At 45.7% G+C, this 16,581-nt stretch carries 15 protein-coding genes and 1 pseudogene; 11 read left to right on the top strand and 5 right to left on the bottom strand.

The window, feature by feature from the left end; all coding sequences use genetic code 11:
* Positions 1-13: 13 nt before the first annotated feature.
* On the bottom strand, positions 14-328 hold the full coding sequence (cyaY, locus tag ITG10_RS07180; RefSeq protein WP_017633314.1) for an iron donor protein CyaY: 315 nt from the start codon (positions 326-328) through the stop codon (positions 14-16).
* Here cyaY and ITG10_RS07175 point away from each other — a divergent pair.
* From ITG10_RS07175 to tnpA, 9 genes and pseudogenes are all read left to right on the top strand, one after another.
* On the top strand, positions 308-520 hold the full coding sequence (locus ITG10_RS07175) for a lipoprotein (RefSeq protein ID WP_017104751.1): 213 nt from the start codon (positions 308-310) through the stop codon (positions 518-520). The genes cyaY and ITG10_RS07175 overlap by 21 nt on opposite strands.
* Positions 521-561: 41 nt before the next feature.
* Positions 562-1,815: a diaminopimelate decarboxylase gene (gene lysA, locus ITG10_RS07170; protein ID WP_017633315.1), complete on the top strand. Its 1,254-nt coding sequence runs from the start codon at positions 562-564 to the stop codon at positions 1,813-1,815.
* A gap of 11 nt (positions 1,816-1,826) precedes the next feature.
* Positions 1,827-2,657: a diaminopimelate epimerase gene (gene dapF, locus ITG10_RS07165; RefSeq protein ID WP_017061013.1), complete on the top strand. Its 831-nt coding sequence runs from the start codon at positions 1,827-1,829 to the stop codon at positions 2,655-2,657.
* Between the two features lie 45 nt (positions 2,658-2,702).
* Positions 2,703-3,401 carry a DUF484 family protein gene (locus ITG10_RS07160; RefSeq protein WP_017633317.1) on the top strand — a complete coding sequence of 233 codons (699 nt, stop codon included), beginning with the start codon at positions 2,703-2,705 and terminating at the stop codon, positions 3,399-3,401.
* A complete protein-coding gene (gene xerC / locus ITG10_RS07155) occupies positions 3,370-4,302 on the top strand; it encodes a tyrosine recombinase XerC (protein ID WP_017633318.1) in 933 nt (310 codons plus the stop codon). The genes ITG10_RS07160 and xerC overlap by 32 nt, the downstream gene beginning before the upstream one ends.
* Before the next feature lie 15 nt (positions 4,303-4,317).
* Positions 4,318-5,034, top strand: coding sequence for a 5-amino-6-(5-phospho-D-ribitylamino)uracil phosphatase YigB (gene yigB / locus ITG10_RS07150; protein ID WP_017633319.1), 717 nt, complete (start codon positions 4,318-4,320; stop codon positions 5,032-5,034).
* Positions 5,035-5,202: 168 nt separating this feature from the next.
* Entirely contained in the window at positions 5,203-7,701 is a 2,499-nt protein-coding gene (locus tag ITG10_RS07145) for an EAL domain-containing protein (RefSeq protein WP_017633320.1), read from the top strand.
* Positions 7,702-7,893: 192 nt separating this feature from the next.
* Positions 7,894-10,374, top strand: a complete 2,481-nt coding sequence (locus tag ITG10_RS07140) for an EAL domain-containing protein (protein ID WP_017633321.1) — start codon at positions 7,894-7,896, stop codon at positions 10,372-10,374.
* A gap of 219 nt (positions 10,375-10,593) precedes the next feature.
* Positions 10,594-11,029 (top strand): annotated as a pseudogene (gene tnpA / locus ITG10_RS07135) (IS200/IS605 family transposase).
* 93 nt (positions 11,030-11,122) lie between these two features.
* Here the strand turns inward: tnpA and ITG10_RS07130 are convergent.
* Both ITG10_RS07130 and ITG10_RS07125 read right to left on the bottom strand, forming a co-directional pair.
* Complete coding sequence (locus ITG10_RS07130; protein ID WP_017633146.1) at positions 11,123-11,719, bottom strand: DTW domain-containing protein; 597 nt, start codon at positions 11,717-11,719, stop codon at positions 11,123-11,125.
* Positions 11,720-11,721: 2 nt separating this feature from the next.
* Positions 11,722-13,266 carry a hypothetical protein gene (locus ITG10_RS07125; RefSeq protein WP_017633147.1) on the bottom strand — a complete coding sequence of 515 codons (1,545 nt, stop codon included), beginning with the start codon at positions 13,264-13,266 and terminating at the stop codon, positions 11,722-11,724.
* A gap of 39 nt (positions 13,267-13,305) precedes the next feature.
* On the opposite strand from ITG10_RS07125, the gene ITG10_RS07120 reads away from it, so the two are divergent.
* Entirely contained in the window at positions 13,306-13,773 is a 468-nt protein-coding gene (locus tag ITG10_RS07120; RefSeq protein WP_017633148.1) for an EVE domain-containing protein, read from the top strand.
* 73 nt (positions 13,774-13,846) lie between these two features.
* Here ITG10_RS07120 and ITG10_RS07115 read toward each other — a convergent pair whose 3' ends face one another.
* Positions 13,847-14,674: a Cof-type HAD-IIB family hydrolase gene (locus tag ITG10_RS07115; protein WP_017633149.1), complete on the bottom strand. Its 828-nt coding sequence runs from the start codon at positions 14,672-14,674 to the stop codon at positions 13,847-13,849.
* Between the two features lie 190 nt (positions 14,675-14,864).
* Positions 14,865-15,845 carry an alpha/beta fold hydrolase gene (locus tag ITG10_RS07110; protein ID WP_017633150.1) on the bottom strand — a complete coding sequence of 327 codons (981 nt, stop codon included), beginning with the start codon at positions 15,843-15,845 and terminating at the stop codon, positions 14,865-14,867.
* 81 nt (positions 15,846-15,926) lie between these two features.
* On the opposite strand from ITG10_RS07110, the gene rhtB reads away from it, so the two are divergent.
* Positions 15,927-16,544 carry a homoserine/homoserine lactone efflux protein gene (rhtB, locus tag ITG10_RS07105; RefSeq protein WP_017633151.1) on the top strand — a complete coding sequence of 206 codons (618 nt, stop codon included), beginning with the start codon at positions 15,927-15,929 and terminating at the stop codon, positions 16,542-16,544.
* Positions 16,545-16,581 lie beyond the last annotated feature (37 nt).

Below are 16,581 nucleotides of genomic sequence, written 5' to 3'. Positions count from 1 at the left end.
TGCTTACAAATGATTAGACCCAATCGATCTCTTCACCTGCGTGCTTCACGCATTCTTCTTTCACCATCTCAAACAGCTCCATGCCCGTCTTAGAACATGTCCACTTGTCGTCGATTAATTTAAAGTGAAAGCCACCAGATTTAGACGCCAACCAGATTTCTTTCATTGGTTCTTGGCGGTTAATGATGATTTGGCTGCGGTTCTCAAACTCCAGCGTCATCACGTTACCAGTCACTTCGTAATCAATATCTGCCTCTGATTCATCGATAGCTTCTTCGATGTTTTGCATCTGTATATCGACCAGCTGATGAAATTCAGTCTCGTTCATCCTTTCTATCCTATTGCTTTTCCTGAGTGTGGTGCGATTATAGGGGGCATTGAGTTAATAATCACGATATGCAAAATGAAAAAATTAATTACCGCTCTGTTTATGGTGTCCGTTATTGGACTTTCTGGTTGTGGTCAAACGGGTCCGTTATACGATCCTGATGAAGTTCAGCAGACTGAACAATCACAATAAGTGAAACACGCAGAAATCGTTATTTATAAGGGATAAGAACTTTGGATTACTTCAACTATCAGGAAGATGGCCAGCTTTGGGCTGAGGACGTCGCACTTTCACAACTAGCAGAGCAATATGGTACACCGCTGTATGTATATTCTCGTGCAACATTAGAACGCCACTGGAATGCGTTTGATTCATCGGTTGGTGAGCATCCACACTTGGTGTGTTATGCCGTTAAAGCTAACTCGAACCTTGGCGTATTGAACACTTTGGCTCGTTTGGGCTCAGGCTTTGACATCGTTTCTGGCGGTGAGTTAGAGCGTGTGGTTGCTGCAGGTGGCGATCCGGCGAAAGTTGTGTTCTCTGGTGTGGGCAAAACAGCCGCTGAAATGAAGCGTGCGCTTGAGTTGAACATTAAGTGTTTCAACGTAGAGTCTGAACCAGAACTAGAGCGACTGAATAAAGTGGCTGGTGAGCTTGGTGTTAAAGCGCCGATTTCACTGCGTATCAACCCAGATGTTGATGCAAACACTCACCCTTACATTTCTACAGGTCTGCGTGATAATAAGTTTGGTATTGCCTTCGACCGTGCTCCAGCTGTTTATGCGTTTGCACAAACACTCGATAACTTGTCTATCCACGGTATTGATTGCCACATCGGTTCTCAGCTAACGGATATCGAACCTTTCATTGATGCAACCGATCGTCTGCTTGCACTTATCGACCAACTGCGTGCTAACGGTATCAACATCAAACACCTTGATGTCGGTGGTGGTTTAGGCGTGGTTTATCGTGATGAATTACCACCACAGCCTTCTGACTACGCAAAAGCACTATTGGCTCGTCTAGACAATCATTCTGATCTAGAGCTGATTTTCGAGCCTGGAAGAGCGATTGCTGCTAACGCTGGTGTATTATTAACGAAAGTCGAGTTCCTGAAGCCAACGGAGCATAAGAACTTTGCCATCATCGATGCCGCGATGAACGACCTAATGCGTCCAGCGCTTTACCAAGCTTGGCAAGATATTGTTCCAGTAAGCCCACGTCAGGGTGAAGCGGTGACTTACGATTTGGTTGGCCCTATCTGTGAGACAGGTGACTTCCTAGGTAAAGATCGTGACCTAGTTCTTGAAGAAGGCGATTTACTGGCAGTTCGTTCTGCGGGTGCTTATGGCTTCGCGATGTCATCTAACTACAACACTCGTTCGCGTGCGGCTGAAGTGATGGTTGATGGCGATAAAACTCACTTGGTTCGTCAGCGTGAAGAGCTTACGAGTCTGTGGGAACTTGAAAACATTCTTCCGGAGTAATTTTAAGCGTTATGCACTTCCACTTTTCTAAAATGCATGGTTTGGGCAATGATTTCATGGTCGTGGACTGCATTACTCAAAATATTTTCTTTTCTCCAGATTTGATCCGTCGTTTGGCGGATCGTCACACTGGTGTGGGCTTTGACCAGCTACTTGTGGTTGAGGCTCCCTATGATCCAGAAACTGATTTCCATTACCGCATATTCAATGCGGATGGCAGTGAAGTGGAGCAGTGTGGTAATGGCGCGCGTTGTTTTGCACGATTCGTTCGCATGAAAGGCTTAACGAATAAATACAGCATCAACGTGAGCACCAAGAAAGGCAAAATGGTTCTTAAGATTGAAGAGAATGACCTGATCACAGTCAACATGGGCATTCCTGAGTTCGAACCAGGCAAGATTCCATTCAAGGCCAAACAGCCAGAGAAGACCTATATCCTGAGAACGGATGTACACACCTTGTTCTGTGGTGCGGTGAGCATGGGTAACCCGCATGTGGTGACTGTTGTTGACGACGTCGACACCGCGGATGTAGATACCTTAGGCCCGCTTCTTGAATCACATGAACGTTTCCCTGAGCGTGTTAATGCTGGCTTTATGCAGGTGGTTAACCGTGAAGAGGTTCGCTTACGTGTTTATGAGCGTGGTGCAGGCGAAACTCAAGCGTGTGGCAGCGGTGCATGTGGCGCAGTTGCGGTAGGTATTACCCAAGGCTTATTGGCTGAGAATGTGAAAGTTCGTCTACCTGGTGGTGATTTACACATTAGCTGGCAAGGTCCGGGTAAACCTCTGTTTATGACTGGCCCTGCAACGCATGTGTTTGATGGTCAACTTTCTTGCTAATAACGATTTATAACCAATAGATTCATAAAACATAAAGGATAGGTTTTGTCTTACGTTGAAGCCGACGCACTCACCGCAGAAGTGGTCGCGGAATATTTACGTGATAACCCAGATTTTTTCCAAGACAGAAAAGATTTGGTTGATCGCCTTGCTATTAATAACGTTGAGCAGGGTGCTGTTTCTCTGGTTGAGATTCAACTTAAACGCCAACGTCATCGAATCGAAGAGCTCGAAGAAGAGATCACTGGCTTGATGTCACTGGCGGCGAATAACGATAAAACCTTCTATGAGTTTATGGATCTGCAAGCTCAAGTGCAGAAATGCAGCGACTTCATGCAGGTGATTAAGGCCGTTGAGCAGAAAGCAATAGATCTTGGGCTTAAAGCGCATGTTCGAATTCTTTCTCAATCGGGCTTTTATCAACTGAGTGCTGAGGGTTATTCGAAGTTTTCGCTTAACCATTTTAATGGCAAAGATGCTTATCTAGGACGCCTGAGGAAAGCCGACAGACACGATTTGTTTGGTGATTTTCAGGTTCCAGAGCTAGGCTCTTATGTAGTACTTCCACTTGCTAAGCAGTCTCCATTGGGTTTACTTGCTTTCTCTAGTGAAGATGGCGGACATTTCCAACCTCATATGGATACGCTCTTTTTACGTCATTTGGCGCTTGTTGTTGCTCACTTGGCGGACACCTTACCTTGGCAGATAAATAATGAGCCTAGAGCCCAAAATACCTCTTCCTAACAGCCTTCAAAAGCCACTTTCTCGCTTCTATGAATATCTCAGGAGCGAGAAAGGACTCAGCCTACACACCCAACGTAATTACCGACAACAACTTGAAACCATGGCCGCTCATTTAGTCACTCTTGGACTAAAAGATTGGGGCCAAGTTGATGCTGCGTGGGTAAGACAACTTGCCAGTAAAGGCATGCGAGAGGGGATGAAAGCGAGCAGTATTGCAACGCGTTTGTCTTCACTGCGCAGCTTCTTTGATTTCCTTGTGCTGCGTGGCGAAATGACCGCCAACCCTGCCAAAGGGGTCTCGGCACCTCGAAAACAACGTCCTCTGCCTAAAAACCTCGATGTCGATGAAGTGGGTCAACTGCTTGATGTGAATGAGGACGATCCACTGTCGATTCGTGACCGAGCTATGATGGAAGTGATGTACGGCGCGGGCTTGCGACTGGCGGAACTGGTCGGTATCAACCTTAAAGATGTGTTGGGTCGTCAGGGCGAGATCCGAGTGATTGGTAAGGGCGACAAAGAACGCAAGGCGCCGTTTTCTGGTTTAGCCAAAGAGTGGGTCGATAAATGGCTCAAGGTTCGCGGTGAATTAGCTTCGCCGGGAGAAAGCGCACTGTTTGTTTCTAAACTAGGGACACGCATCTCTCATCGTAGCGTGCAAAAACGTATGGAGGAGTGGGGTAAGAAGCAGGCTGTGGCAAGCCACATTAGCCCGCACAAACTGCGTCACTCTTTTGCAACGCATGTGCTGGAGTCGAGCCAAAACCTTCGTGCTGTTCAAGAGTTATTAGGGCATGAAAACATCTCGACTACGCAAGTGTATACCCACTTGGATTTCCAACACTTAGCGCAAGCTTATGATCAGGCTCATCCGAGAGCTCGTAAGAAGAACAAAGATTAGATTAAAGGTTTTACTATGCGAATTTATCGAGGCTTAAAGCCCGTCAAAGCCATGACCTTTGACTTGGATGACACCTTGTACGACAACTGGCCTGTGATAATGAACGTTGAGAAAGAGATGGCGCAGTGGATTCATCAAAAGCATCCTGTGTCGGCCTCTTTATCACTCGAAGAGTGGCAAGGTATCAAGCAACAAGTCGCATCTGATAATCCAATGTTAAAGCACGATGTCACCGTGTGGCGTGAGACTCAGATAAAGGTCGGTTTACTGCAGTTGGGTTATTCACAGCAGCAAGCAGAGCAGGCGGCTCGTGAAGGTATCGAACACGCCTTATGGCTGCGCAATCAAGTCGACGTTCCTCAAGAAACGCATCGAGTGATGGCAGAGCTTAGCCAACGCATTCCTTTGGTGGCGATTACCAATGGCAATGTAGACCCGCATAAAATTGGCTTAGGACAGTACTTCCAATTAATCCTTAAAGCTGGCCCTGATGGCAAAGCCAAACCTTACCCAGATATGTTTGATAAAGCGCAGCAATACTTAGGTTTTGATGCGAATAACATTCTTCATGTGGGTGATCACCTGAGAACCGATGTCTACGGAGCTAAGAAAAACGGCTTCCAAGCATGCTGGTTTAATGACACTGGTTCCAATTTATACCTCTCTTCGAAGGCGAGTGTGCTTCCTGATGTTGAAATAGAGCAACTCAGCGAACTTATGCGACTAATTTAATGGCTACTGTAAGCTTATTGTGTCGCATTTATGATAGTGAATTGTTACATTAGTCGCCAATAAAAGCCTGTTTAGGCTAGGATAATTGGCGACTACTTTTTATCGATTCATTCAGTCATAGCAGTGGTTGCGGGTTCTCACTTCACTCGATTTTGAACAAGGGTAGCCATGCAAACATTTACATTTCTCGCAAATACTGAGGAGTTATTTAAATCTCAATTTGATCTGCGAGAGTGGTGTGACAGCAAACAGTACCTTATTCAAATTTTCTCCGCGCAATCCTCTGATATAGCTCGTCGAATCGCGAATGTTGCCCTTAATCGTTTAAACAGTGCAACGTTAATCGGTCAGAGTGCTCGTCATGTTATCTGCGATAATTGTCTTGAGAGTGCATGCACCTTAGTCATCATCAGTGAGTTCAACGAAACCCATTTAACCTCAGCGGTTCAACCTTTTACGGGTAACCCAAATCAAGACAGCCAAGCGCTTGCTTCTCAGCTAGGCCTAACCAAAGACACCAAAACGATTATCAGTCTGTGTGATCAGGTAGAAGGTCGTGATTATCCTATCTATAGTGCCTTCGAAAACTTGCCTTATGCGTTACCGGTGGCTGGTGGACTGTGCCATGAGAACGAGTTTGGTCGTTGGGTTATGCACAACGAACAAACCTACCAACATGCTTGTGTTGCGGTGGCTTTGATTAACCCGAGGTTGAAGGTGTGGTCAGATGCTTACTCTGAGTGGAATCCAATCGGGATGAAGCTGCGCGTGACTCATGCTGTGGGGAATCGCCTGTATGCGCTTAACGACAAGCCTGCGATTGAGGTGTTCAAACATTACCTCGCCGATGGCAAAGATCTCCCTTTCAGCCAGTTGATGAGCTTCCCGCTGTATCGAGAACTTGGCCGAAAGAAGGGTATCTCGACACCTCTTCGTATCAATGATGACGGCAGTATTGAGTTTGATAGCCCTTGGCAAGTCGGAGAAGAGGCGCAGTTTTGCTATAACCACCCCTCTTTGACCGCTGAAAAAGTGCGTCATGGCGCTGAGATGCTTGCTATGCATCAGCCTGAATCGGTGATCATTTATAACTGTGTCTCTCGCCTTGAGTTCATCGACAGTAAGGTCGAGCTGAAACCATTTGAAGGGATTGTGAACACGTGCGGTGCTTACTGCATGGGTGAGCTATACCGCAATGAAGATCGCCAAGAGATCTTGCACCACAGTCTCACCTATATTGCGATGAGAGAGTCGGACGAGATTAATGAATTTCGTTGCGAAGATTTTAAGTGTGATTCAACGGTATCACCGCTGCTCAATCTCGTAAGAAATGCAGTGGCCGATCTCGATAGCATGAATACTCAAATGGAAAAGAAACTCCATCAACAAGCTCGCCGTTTAACCGAGAGCTACCGTATTGACTCCCGTACTGGGCTACCAAATCGAATCGTATTGAAAGAGCGCCTCAATACGATTCTGTTCAGTGAGCATCTGCTGACCTTAAAGCTAACCAATTTCCATCAGGTTAACGAGAAGTATGGTTATCAAGTTGGGGATCAGCTGCTACTCGATCTCTCTAATCACTTTATCGAGCGATTACAGCTTCGTGTGGTTAAAGAGTCTAAGGTCAAGGTAGAGCTGTTCAGTATTGGGGTTGGTGAGTGGGCGATCATCTTTAACGCAAGTGTTGATAGCTCTAAGATAAAAGAGCGCTTCGTTGAGTTTGCGGATGACATCGAACACATTAACTTTGAGCCTTATGGCTTAACTGATATTGATTATCTGTCGGTTTCATTGTGCGGTGGTTTTGCCAGTCGCTGTGATTTCTTAACCGACAGCGGTGATGAGATCTTACTGAAAGCGATTGAAGCTCGACGCTATGGGGTGCGAAATAATACCCACATCACCAATGCCAAAGACATCCAGGTGAGTGAAGAAGATCGTAAAGAGCAACTCGGTTGGCTGAGTTGTGTAAGTCGCGCGATCTTAGATCAGAACATCATCACTTACTCACAACCTATCGTGGCATCAGGCACCCATGAAATGATTGGTCAAGAGTGCTTGGTCAGAATCATGGAATCTGACGGGACGATTGTGCCGCCAGGTAAGTTCCTACCTATGATTGCCGACACGCATCTCTACACTCGTCTTAGCCGACACATGATTAAGAACACCATAGGTTACATGGTAGATAAGCAGAGCCCGTTCTCTATCAACCTATCCCCACAAGATTTGCTGAGCGACAAAACGCTCGAGGTTCTTGAGACTGCGATTAATGGGATGAACGATCCTACTCGATTGGGTTTAGAGGTGCTCGAGTCTGAACAGATTAAAGATTATGGTCGCATGATTGAGGTGTGTGATCACTTTCGCGCGTTAGGGGCGAGGATCATTGTTGACGACTTCGGCTCTGGCTATTCCAATATCGATGAGATTATTAAGCTTGAGCCACAGATCATTAAGCTCGATGGCAGTTTGATTCGCAACATCGACAAAGACCAAAAGCAAAGAAATATCGCTTCTCAGTTGGTTCGCTTGTGCCAAGTGTTCAACGCCAAAACGGTTGCTGAATTTGTCCATAACCAACAGGTTTGTGAGATAGCAGAACAGATGGGTGTCGATTATCTACAAGGTTATTACTTTGGTGAGCCTAAGCGACTGTTTTAGTTGTTAAAGCTTTCAGTATTCTAAAACTACTGGATACAAAAGTGCTCAGCCGCTATTAATGACTGCTTTTTAGTGGAATGAGTGATGTCTAACTAACCTCACATTATTCGTAAGACGATCGTAAATATTCCGTGCAAGCCTTATCTATAATAAGCACAATAACAAATCATTAACGCAACGATTAATGTGAATATGCAGTCGACCTCTCTCCTGATACAAGACATAGAACAAACCCAACGTGAATTGGAAAAGATAGATTTTCATCAACATGAAAAGCTACTGATTCAGGTGTTTTCGTCTTTCGAGAAAGGTGCGGTTTTGGTTGCCTGCCAAGTGATTCAATCGACGTTCCCCAATGCCAAACTGATTGGTTGCAGTGCTAACCATTACATCAGCCAAGGTGTCATTCTCCATCAAGGTCTCTACCTAATTGTCACTCGCTTTGAGGCGACGTCTTATACTTGTGGCGTTGTGGAATACAGCGAACAACCACAAGCTGATAGCCAAGCGATGTGGCGGCAGCTTGAATGTGACGAGAGTACGCAAAGTCTCATCTGCTTTGCTGATCGCTTGCAGATAAATGACCGAGCACTGTTTGCCGCATTTGAGCAATCGAGATATTCATTACCTATCTGTGGCGGCGCATCGACCATCACAGATAATGGACGCTGGGTGATGCTTGATGGTATCTGCTATGAAAATGCTTATGTGATGGTGGCGCTACACAGCGTTGAATTGGCCATTACCAAGGGGTATTACACTGAGTGGAACCCAATTGGCCGTACTTTTCGAGTCACGGGATCTCAAGGTAACCGATTAGCAGAATTGGATGGGATGCCTGTTCGTGATCTCTATAACCGTTATTTGGCCGATGGCCTCGAAGTGCCTTTTGAGCAACTGCATAACTTCCCCTTAATGGTGGGTGACCCCAAAGCGCAAAACATTCACTTACCACTCAAGGTAATGAAGTGTGGAGACATAGAATTCAGCGGTCAGTTCCAAGTGGGTGAAGAGGTTCGATTTTGTTATGACCATCCTTCGCTGACCTTGGAACAAATTCGACTTGGCGTTCAACAGATTGCTACCCATAAGCCAGAGCAGTTCTTCATCTATAACTGCACTTCTCGCATCGACTTTATTGATGGCAACCAAGAGGTGGAGGTTTTCCAAAAACTGGCCGACACCTATGGCGTGTACTGCATGGGAGAGCTCTTTCAAGAGAGTGACCAACAACGAATTTTGCACCATAGCTTGACGTATCTTGCGCTCAGAGAGGGCGAAGGCAAGGCTGTGCAACCATTAGAAACACAACCCGCGACCAATATCTCTCCTCTGTTTTCACTAATTCGTAATGCTTTGCTCGATGTCGATGACATGAACAACAGCATGGCCAGCAAGATTCAACAACAAGCCACTGCATTGACAGCAAGCTACCGAATTGACCGCCGTACAGGTTTACCCAATCGAAGTGTATTGCGGGAGAAGCTGTCGAAGATGAGTGCGGATAGTCACTTGTTGGCTTTGAAGGTGACGACATTTGGTCAGATCAATGAGAAGTATGGCTATCGCGTCGGTGACAAGCTGCTGCATGATTTGAGTGAGTACTTTCAAAAAGCACTGTGGCAATTCTTTGATAAAGGGTGCCAGCTTTATAGCATCGGTATTGGCGAGTGGGCGGTGGTGTTTGATAGCTGGGCAAGCCAAGAACATATTCATCAACGTTTCTCTGAATTTGCCGATCAAACCGAGCATGTGAATTTCGAACCTACCGGATTACCCGATATTGATTATCTGTCGGTGTCTATCTGTGCGGGTGTTGCGAGTCGTCGAGATTTCCCTGATACCTCGATAGATGACTTATTACTGAAAGCGATTGAAGCGCGTCGCAGTGCTGTGAGTCAGAACAAACATTTAGTGAGTGCTAAGGCGCTAATTCAACTAGAAAAACATCGCCAAGAACAGTTGGGTTGGTTGTCGTGTGTCAGTCGTGCAGTGCTCAATCAAAACATTGTCGCGTGTTCTCAGCCAATAGTCTCGGCACACAGTCATCAGATAGAGAGCTACGAATGCTTGGTTCGAATCGAAGAAGACGGTCAGTTGATTGCTCCGGGTAAGTTCTTACCCATCATTGAAGGCACTCACCTCTATACTCGCTTAAGCCGTCAGATGATAACGCGTACCTTTGATTTTATGAGTCAGCGAACCGATTCGTTCTCAATCAATTTAGCGCCACAAGATTTCAACAATGAGAAAACCATTCTTCATCTTGAGCAAGCGATCAAGCAAATCAGCCACCCACAACGTATTGGTTTAGAGGTGTTGGAAACGGAGCAAATTCAAGACTACGGTCGCTTGATTGAGGTGTGTAACCATTTCCGTGACCTTGGCGTGAATATTATCGTTGATGACTTTGGGTCAGGTTATTCGAACATTGATGAGATATTGAAGTTAGAACCGCAAGTGATCAAGCTAGATGGCAGCCTGATTCGAAATATCGATCAAGATAAGAAGCAGCGAAAGATAGCCCAGCAGCTGGTGAGTCTATGTCAGATCCTGAATGCTAAGACGGTGGCGGAGTTTGTTCATAACGAGCAAATATGCCGAATCGCAGAGGATATGGGTGTCGATTACCTGCAAGGCTATTATTTTGGAGAACCCAAACGCCTATTTTGATGAGGTGGGTTATGTGCTGATCGTTTCACGTGAAACACTAGCCTGTTCAATGGATTAAATTTAGATATAAAAAGGGTGAGCTTATGGCTCACCCTTTTTGTTTTCAGCCCTAAACCACCTACTTCAGTAGGTGGTTATCATTCAGTTTGGCTTTGCCTGTAGTTCTACCCATGTTAAATGCTCCCTTGATTTTTAGCGAAGTCAAAGAGGACAAATAACATGAGCAGATATAATCAAGCTTCCCACGTATTTTGGAGATGTCAATATCACATAGTGTGGACACCAAAGTATCGATTTAGGATTTTGAAAAACAATGTAGGTAAAGAAGTTTATCGATGTATAAACGTTTACTGTAATCAACTTGGATGTGAAGTCGTTGAATTAAACGTTCAAGTTGACCACGTGCACTTGGTAGTAAAAGTTCCGCCTAAGTTATCGATATCCAAGTTGATGGGCGTATTGAAAGGCAAAATAGCTTTAAAACTCTTTAGTAAATTTCCATATTTAAGGAGAAACAAACTCTGGGGTAATCACTTTTGGCAAAAGGGGCTATTTTGTCGATAGCGTAGGGGTTAATGAAGAAATCATTCGACGCTATGTAAGACATCAAGAGAAAAAAGAGCGCGTGGAGCAGCAGCAATTGGCGTTGGACTAAACAAAGGCCCCCTTTTAGGGGGCTCACATAAAGCCACCTTCTTTAGAAGGTGGTAATTTACTTTCGCTATTTATCTTAAGCATCAGTATTTCGCTATTTGAGCGCGTGACCACTCTTGTCGGCTTGGAATACCTTGAGATAGTACTGATAGTAATCGTTAATCAATCTCGCGGGTTCGTCTTCACCTAAAGCTTTGAGTAGTTCGACACCGACCTCACAGGTGCATAGATGACCACTGTCTTGGTTACGGCGCAAGGTATACGAAGATTCGCTGGCAATATCGAGATGAACCTGCGGAATGGATTGTAACCACGGGCTTTTGTTGAGCATCTTCTTCGCTTCTTGCCATGTGCCATCCAAGATAATGAACAACGGTTCTCGGTCATTAGCTTTGTTCAATACTGCTTGCTGACATTCCACGCTTTCATCACTTGGGAATAATAGAAAAGGTTGTCGTGTCTCATCTTCAAGTAATGCCATTAAATCGGCTGGTGGCGTTTTTCGTTGCCACACGAACGACTCGCACAGCTCAAGTGATTGTTGAAGCAGCTTTCCAGTATTGGTGTCGCGTGACAATTCATTCTCGTGAGTGAGTAATACAACATGGGTTTGGCTTTCGGTACTCGGTATTCGATGACAAATACACTGATGAGTGAAGCCACAACCACTGCAAGCTTGTTGGTTACTCATCTTTACAGCTTAACTCCGCTTTGTGCTGGTGAGATACCATCAGCAAATAGAACTACGTCGCTGATGTCAGCGTCATTTGCAACCGGTGCGACGCTTGGATTGAGTGGGTAGCTAACACCAGTGTAAGACAGAACATGTTTCGCAGGTGTTGCTCCGCCGCCACTGACATTGAAGATAAGATCCTGCCAACCGTGATTTTGCGACTTACCTAAGCGTATATCGCCCTTAACCAATGTCACTCGACTATTGAAGCGCCAGTTGTCTTGGTGGTTTTCAAAGATAAGCAGTGTACAGCCACCAGAGCCACACCAGTCGAGTTGAGCAAACAGCTCTTCTTTGCCATCACCGTTGAGGTCGTAGGTCAGCCAGCGGTACTTGGTGTCATCAGGCGAACTGTTGTTGATCTTAAAATACTCGCGGATCGCTTGGTCGACTTTTGGATCAAGTTGATCACTTGAGTTAATCTGCTTTGCGGTTAGATCCACGGCTGTGGTCGTGTTTACTTGTGCCTGTTCATTCTTGGCCTCAAATAGCACCAGACCGCCATTGGCAATTGGATAGACAACGTTACCGACCTTTTCTTTCTCAGCGACCAGGTTACCGTTATCGAGTGTGAAGATACGCTCTGAGATCAGGTATTGCTGCTGGTGGCGAGTCATCACAACTTGAACCTGATTTTGGTTGAGTTGCTGCCAGAAGCCTTGTTCAACAATCGAAGGGTCGCCATTGCTGTATGAGTAGGTCGTGATCGCGCTGTGATCATCGTTGAGTTCTAGGTTGATAGAGAACCCAGAGTTTTGTGTTGAGCTTGCGAAGTAGAGCCCGCTCCAGTCCAGAGTAGAGTCTTGGTTAGATACTGTTGCACAGCCGCTGTACTTGCTGTCATTAAGGTTTAGTTTCGCTTCCCAGCCATAGATAGAGTCGCTCATGCCGTCGCTACAACTCTCTTTCATAAGGTTTAGTTCACCTTGCGCTGATTGACCTTCTAGTTGGTAATCACGAGTGCTTGGAGTGGTGCGGCTTGATTCGATATTGAGGCGCTGAGGCTCTTCGCCCATCTTGGTGTATTTGAGTTGGTCTTTATCAAAGGTCGCTGACCAGAAGGGTTCATTACCGAACACACGAGTAGAGCGCAAGGGTTGGTCACAACGATCAGGATTCTCGGCAGTGAGGATATTGACTTGGTCAACCACGAAGCGTGCGGTGAAGTCGGCATTGTATCCAGTTTGGCTTGGTACCGTTAGGTGACCGATGAACTCACCGTATAAGGCTTGATAAGGTCTGGTCGCTAAGCCTTGAGCCTCGAGTGCTAGCTCAGGCGATAAGTCTAACCAGTATTGTTGCTGGCTACCGCAAGGGGTGAAGGTTCGGCTCTCATGGCCAACCACAACCTGACCACGCATGATGAAGGTTTGCGGTTGAATGCTCAGTGGCTCATCCAAGGTTGCTGGTGGAACTTCAGGTTGTTGCGGCGTATCTGGCACCGTTACACAACCTTGTAGCGCGAATGCGACTAGCCATGTCACTGGGTTTTTCATTACCTTCATGTTATATCTTCCTCGGAGCAACCGTTAATTGGATTTATTATGGCATATTGGTTATTTAAAACAGAACCCGACACCTTTTCTATTCAGACTCTTAGAGTACAAAAAACCTCTTGTTGGGAAGGTGTACGCAACTATCAGGCTCGAAATATGATGCGTGATGACGTCAAGCTTGGAGACTTGGTGATGATATATCATTCATCATGTAAAAAAGTTGGCGTAGCGGGGATCGCAAAAGTAACCAGAGAAGCCTACCCAGATCATTTTCAATTCGATCCAGAGAGTGATTACTACGATCCTAAGTCTTCACCTGACAACCCACGTTGGATTATGGTAGATGTCGAGTTTGTACGAGTGACTGAGCGTTTGATTCCCTTAGCAACATTGAAAGCCATGCCAGAGCTATCAGAAATGCCGTTGGTGAAACGTGGTAATCGCTTGTCCATCATGCCTGTTACAGAGCAGGAGTGGCAGGCCATCTTAAGCAAAGAAGTACTCGGTTCTCGCTAACCTTAGAGAAAGCTTTTGGCGTAAGGTTCAAAAAAGGCAGCCATTGGCTGCCTTTATGTTTTATTGGGACTGCTTAGAGTAGGTGTTTTTCTAAGTAGTGTGCAACGGCGTCGTCTGCGTTGCTGCCAATCACTTCATTATCTGGCAGAGCTTTCATCACTTTCTCATGTGATGTGCCCATGATCAGGCCCTTACCCGCCATAGCCAGCATCTCAGCATCATTCATACCATCACCAAAGGCAATGCAGTTATCAAGAGTCAGGTTCAGTGACTTCGCAACAGCGTCTAACGCGTGGCCTTTCGATACTTCTGCTGCCATCACTTCTAGACACCAAGGCGTAGAGAAAGCGATGTTCAGTTTGTCGCCAAACGTATCTCTTAGCTTTTGTTCAAACGTCACTAGGTATTCATGGTCTTGTTCTGGGTGTGTGAAGAAGACTTTCGCAATGCCATCACTCGGCGCGTTGTCAGCTTCAAAGCGCTTGTAGCTAAAGCCAGATTCACTGTGGAACTTAGCCAGCATTTCATCTTCACGATCCAGCAACCAATCTTCATTTTGGTACATGTGAATGAAGATGTTTGGATCTTGGCGAACCACATCAATAACAGGCTGAACTAAATCCTGAGGCACGTTCTGGCTATACATTAGCTGATCATTTTGGTCGTGCACGCGCGCACCGTTTGAAGTGATCATGTAGGCCGGAATCCCAGCTATCTCACGAATACCCGCAACATCGACATGGTGGCGACCCGTCGCGAAGATAAAGGTGTAACCTTGGTCGTGTAACTTCTTGAGTGTCAGCTTGGTAAAATCGCTTAACTGATGGTTGGGAGCCAGAAGCGTACCATCTAAATCAGAGGCAACGATTTTCACGGAATCTTTAAGTGCAGGAATAGTCATTTAACCCTCATTGCAAAATGCTTAACCAATATCGACACCAGCCAATGCTAGCGCCCTTTGAAATACAATATCTCTATCTAGAAATTGTATGCCAAATTCACGCAAGAAAAGAGGGCAAAGCTCACTTACTTCTCTTCCTCTTTAGTGCCTTTCTATTTTGTCCGTTACTTTTCTTGTTACCACGCTAACGCTAAGCAAAAAACTGAGTAATGGCATCCAATGTTGGATTGCGATACTCATCCTTCTCAAACAACACCTCATGCCTAGACCCTTCGATGACCTTAAACTGGCAATCTGAGTTGGTTTTCTTCAGCTTGTTGATGAACTTCACTTGAGCATCGTTACTGACAATCTTCTCTTCCCCTGCTTGAATCAAAAGCAGTGGGATTTTGATTTGGCGAGTTTGTTGGATGGCTTGCTTGGCTGCCATTAACCCTTGCCACACCCAGCGCGTGCTCGGTCCGCCTACCTGCAAAGAGGGTGACTCGTCATACAAACGGCGGAACCACTGATAACGAACTTGGCTGTGGCTCAGTAAGTTGTTTTCGAAAGGCTTCGAGTAATACGCTTGTTGGCCAGGCGCATAAGTTGGTTTAGCGTGATACGCGGTAAGCACTTGTCCAACAACCATCGCGATAGGTTTTAGGTACCATTCAGTGTTGATGCCAAACATCGGCGCACACAGGGTTATCTTATCAAACGGGTGATCCGGATGAGTCTGTAGATAGCGAGTCGCGATGGTACTGCCCATTGAATGTGCAAGAAGATAACGCTCGGTATATTTACTTAAGTCAAAACTGGCAATGATGTCAGACATGTCTGATGCATAATCATCGAACTCATGAATGTGACCAATGTCAGAGTCTGTTACCATACGTTCCGACTGACCTTGACCTTGGTGGTCAAATGAATAAACGTCATAGCCTTGTTGATAGAAATCATAAAAGAGTTCTTGGTATTTTAGGCAGCACTCGATACGGCCATTTGAAATAACGATGGCTTTGGTATGAGTCGGTGAGGTTAGGCTACACCAGTACAGCTTCTTTTTACCGGATGATGTTACATACCCATCTTTTCGTTGTTGCCAAAGAGTGGGGATCGGGTGTTTAATCGCTTGCTCGAACTGAGATTCTTGCGTGTACGAAAACGGGGCGGCGCTGTGGTTTTCCATGGGAAATTACCTGAACTGGTGCATGTGAGAGCTTTATCGCTACTAATGTTGTTAGATTAAAGAACTAGTAAGGAAATGCAAATGGATACTCATGTTTGGCTTGCTTATGTCGTCACGGCGATTTTGTTTAGTTTGGCTCCGGGCTCAGGTACCGTTAACTCAATCAGTAATGGCCTAAGTTATGGCACTAAGAAGTCACTTGCGTCGATCGCAGGTTTACAGCTTGGTCTTGCATTCCACATTGTGCTGGTGGGAGCGGGTATTGGTGCATTGGTCGCTCAATCTGCATTGGCGTTCACCATCATCAAATGGGTGGGCGTGGTGTATCTACTTTGGTTGGGTATCCAAAAGTGGCGCGACAACTCTAGCTTAGTGGCTTCTGAAGAGAGCTCAACGCTATCGAGTGGCAAACTGCTGAGAAATGCTGTGCTTATCAACCTTACCAACCCAAAATCTATCGTGTTTTTGGTGGCTCTGTTTCCTCAGTTTATCGATCCGACGCAACCGCAAGCACCGCAACTGTTAGTGCTAGGCGTGACAACTGTATTCATTGATAGCGTTGTTATGTTGGGTTACACATCATTAGCTTCACAAATGGGACGCTTTATCCGCTCAGATCGTATAATGGGTAAGATAAATAAGATATTTGGTGGTATGTTCATGGGCTGCGGCGCGTTGCTGGCTGCCGCCAAAGCTTAGTGAAAGCAATAGAGTTATAGTTAAACCAATTAGAGTT

Origin of the sequence: Vibrio sp. ED004, from assembly GCF_023206395.1 — a bacterium.
Lineage (GTDB): Bacteria > Pseudomonadota > Gammaproteobacteria > Enterobacterales > Vibrionaceae > Vibrio.
Note: the sequence above shows the minus strand (reverse complement) of the source record. Positions and strands in the feature narration are given on the sequence as shown.

Excerpts from the sequence above, each read along its gene's own strand:
- ITG10_RS07140 (WP_017633321.1), top strand. The coding sequence starts at position 7,894 with ATGCAGTCGACCTCTCTCCTGATACAAGACATAGAACAAACCCAACGT.
- yigB (WP_017633319.1), top strand. The coding sequence starts at position 4,318 with ATGCGAATTTATCGAGGCTTAAAGCCCGTCAAAGCCATGACCTTTGAC.
- dapF (WP_017061013.1), top strand. The coding sequence starts at position 1,827 with ATGCACTTCCACTTTTCTAAAATGCATGGTTTGGGCAATGATTTCATG.
- ITG10_RS07175 (WP_017104751.1), top strand. The coding sequence starts at position 308 with ATGAAATTCAGTCTCGTTCATCCTTTCTATCCTATTGCTTTTCCTGAG.
- cyaY (WP_017633314.1), bottom strand. The coding sequence starts at position 328 with ATGAACGAGACTGAATTTCATCAGCTGGTCGATATACAGATGCAAAAC.
- ITG10_RS07115 (WP_017633149.1), bottom strand. The coding sequence starts at position 14,674 with ATGACTATTCCTGCACTTAAAGATTCCGTGAAAATCGTTGCCTCTGAT.
- ITG10_RS07145 (WP_017633320.1), top strand. The coding sequence starts at position 5,203 with ATGCAAACATTTACATTTCTCGCAAATACTGAGGAGTTATTTAAATCT.
- ITG10_RS07110 (WP_017633150.1), bottom strand. The coding sequence starts at position 15,845 with ATGGAAAACCACAGCGCCGCCCCGTTTTCGTACACGCAAGAATCTCAG.
- ITG10_RS07120 (WP_017633148.1), top strand. The coding sequence starts at position 13,306 with ATGGCATATTGGTTATTTAAAACAGAACCCGACACCTTTTCTATTCAG.
- xerC (WP_017633318.1), top strand. The coding sequence starts at position 3,370 with ATGAGCCTAGAGCCCAAAATACCTCTTCCTAACAGCCTTCAAAAGCCA.
- ITG10_RS07130 (WP_017633146.1), bottom strand. The coding sequence starts at position 11,719 with ATGAGTAACCAACAAGCTTGCAGTGGTTGTGGCTTCACTCATCAGTGT.
- rhtB (WP_017633151.1), top strand. The coding sequence starts at position 15,927 with ATGGATACTCATGTTTGGCTTGCTTATGTCGTCACGGCGATTTTGTTT.
- ITG10_RS07125 (WP_017633147.1), bottom strand. The coding sequence starts at position 13,266 with ATGAAGGTAATGAAAAACCCAGTGACATGGCTAGTCGCATTCGCGCTA.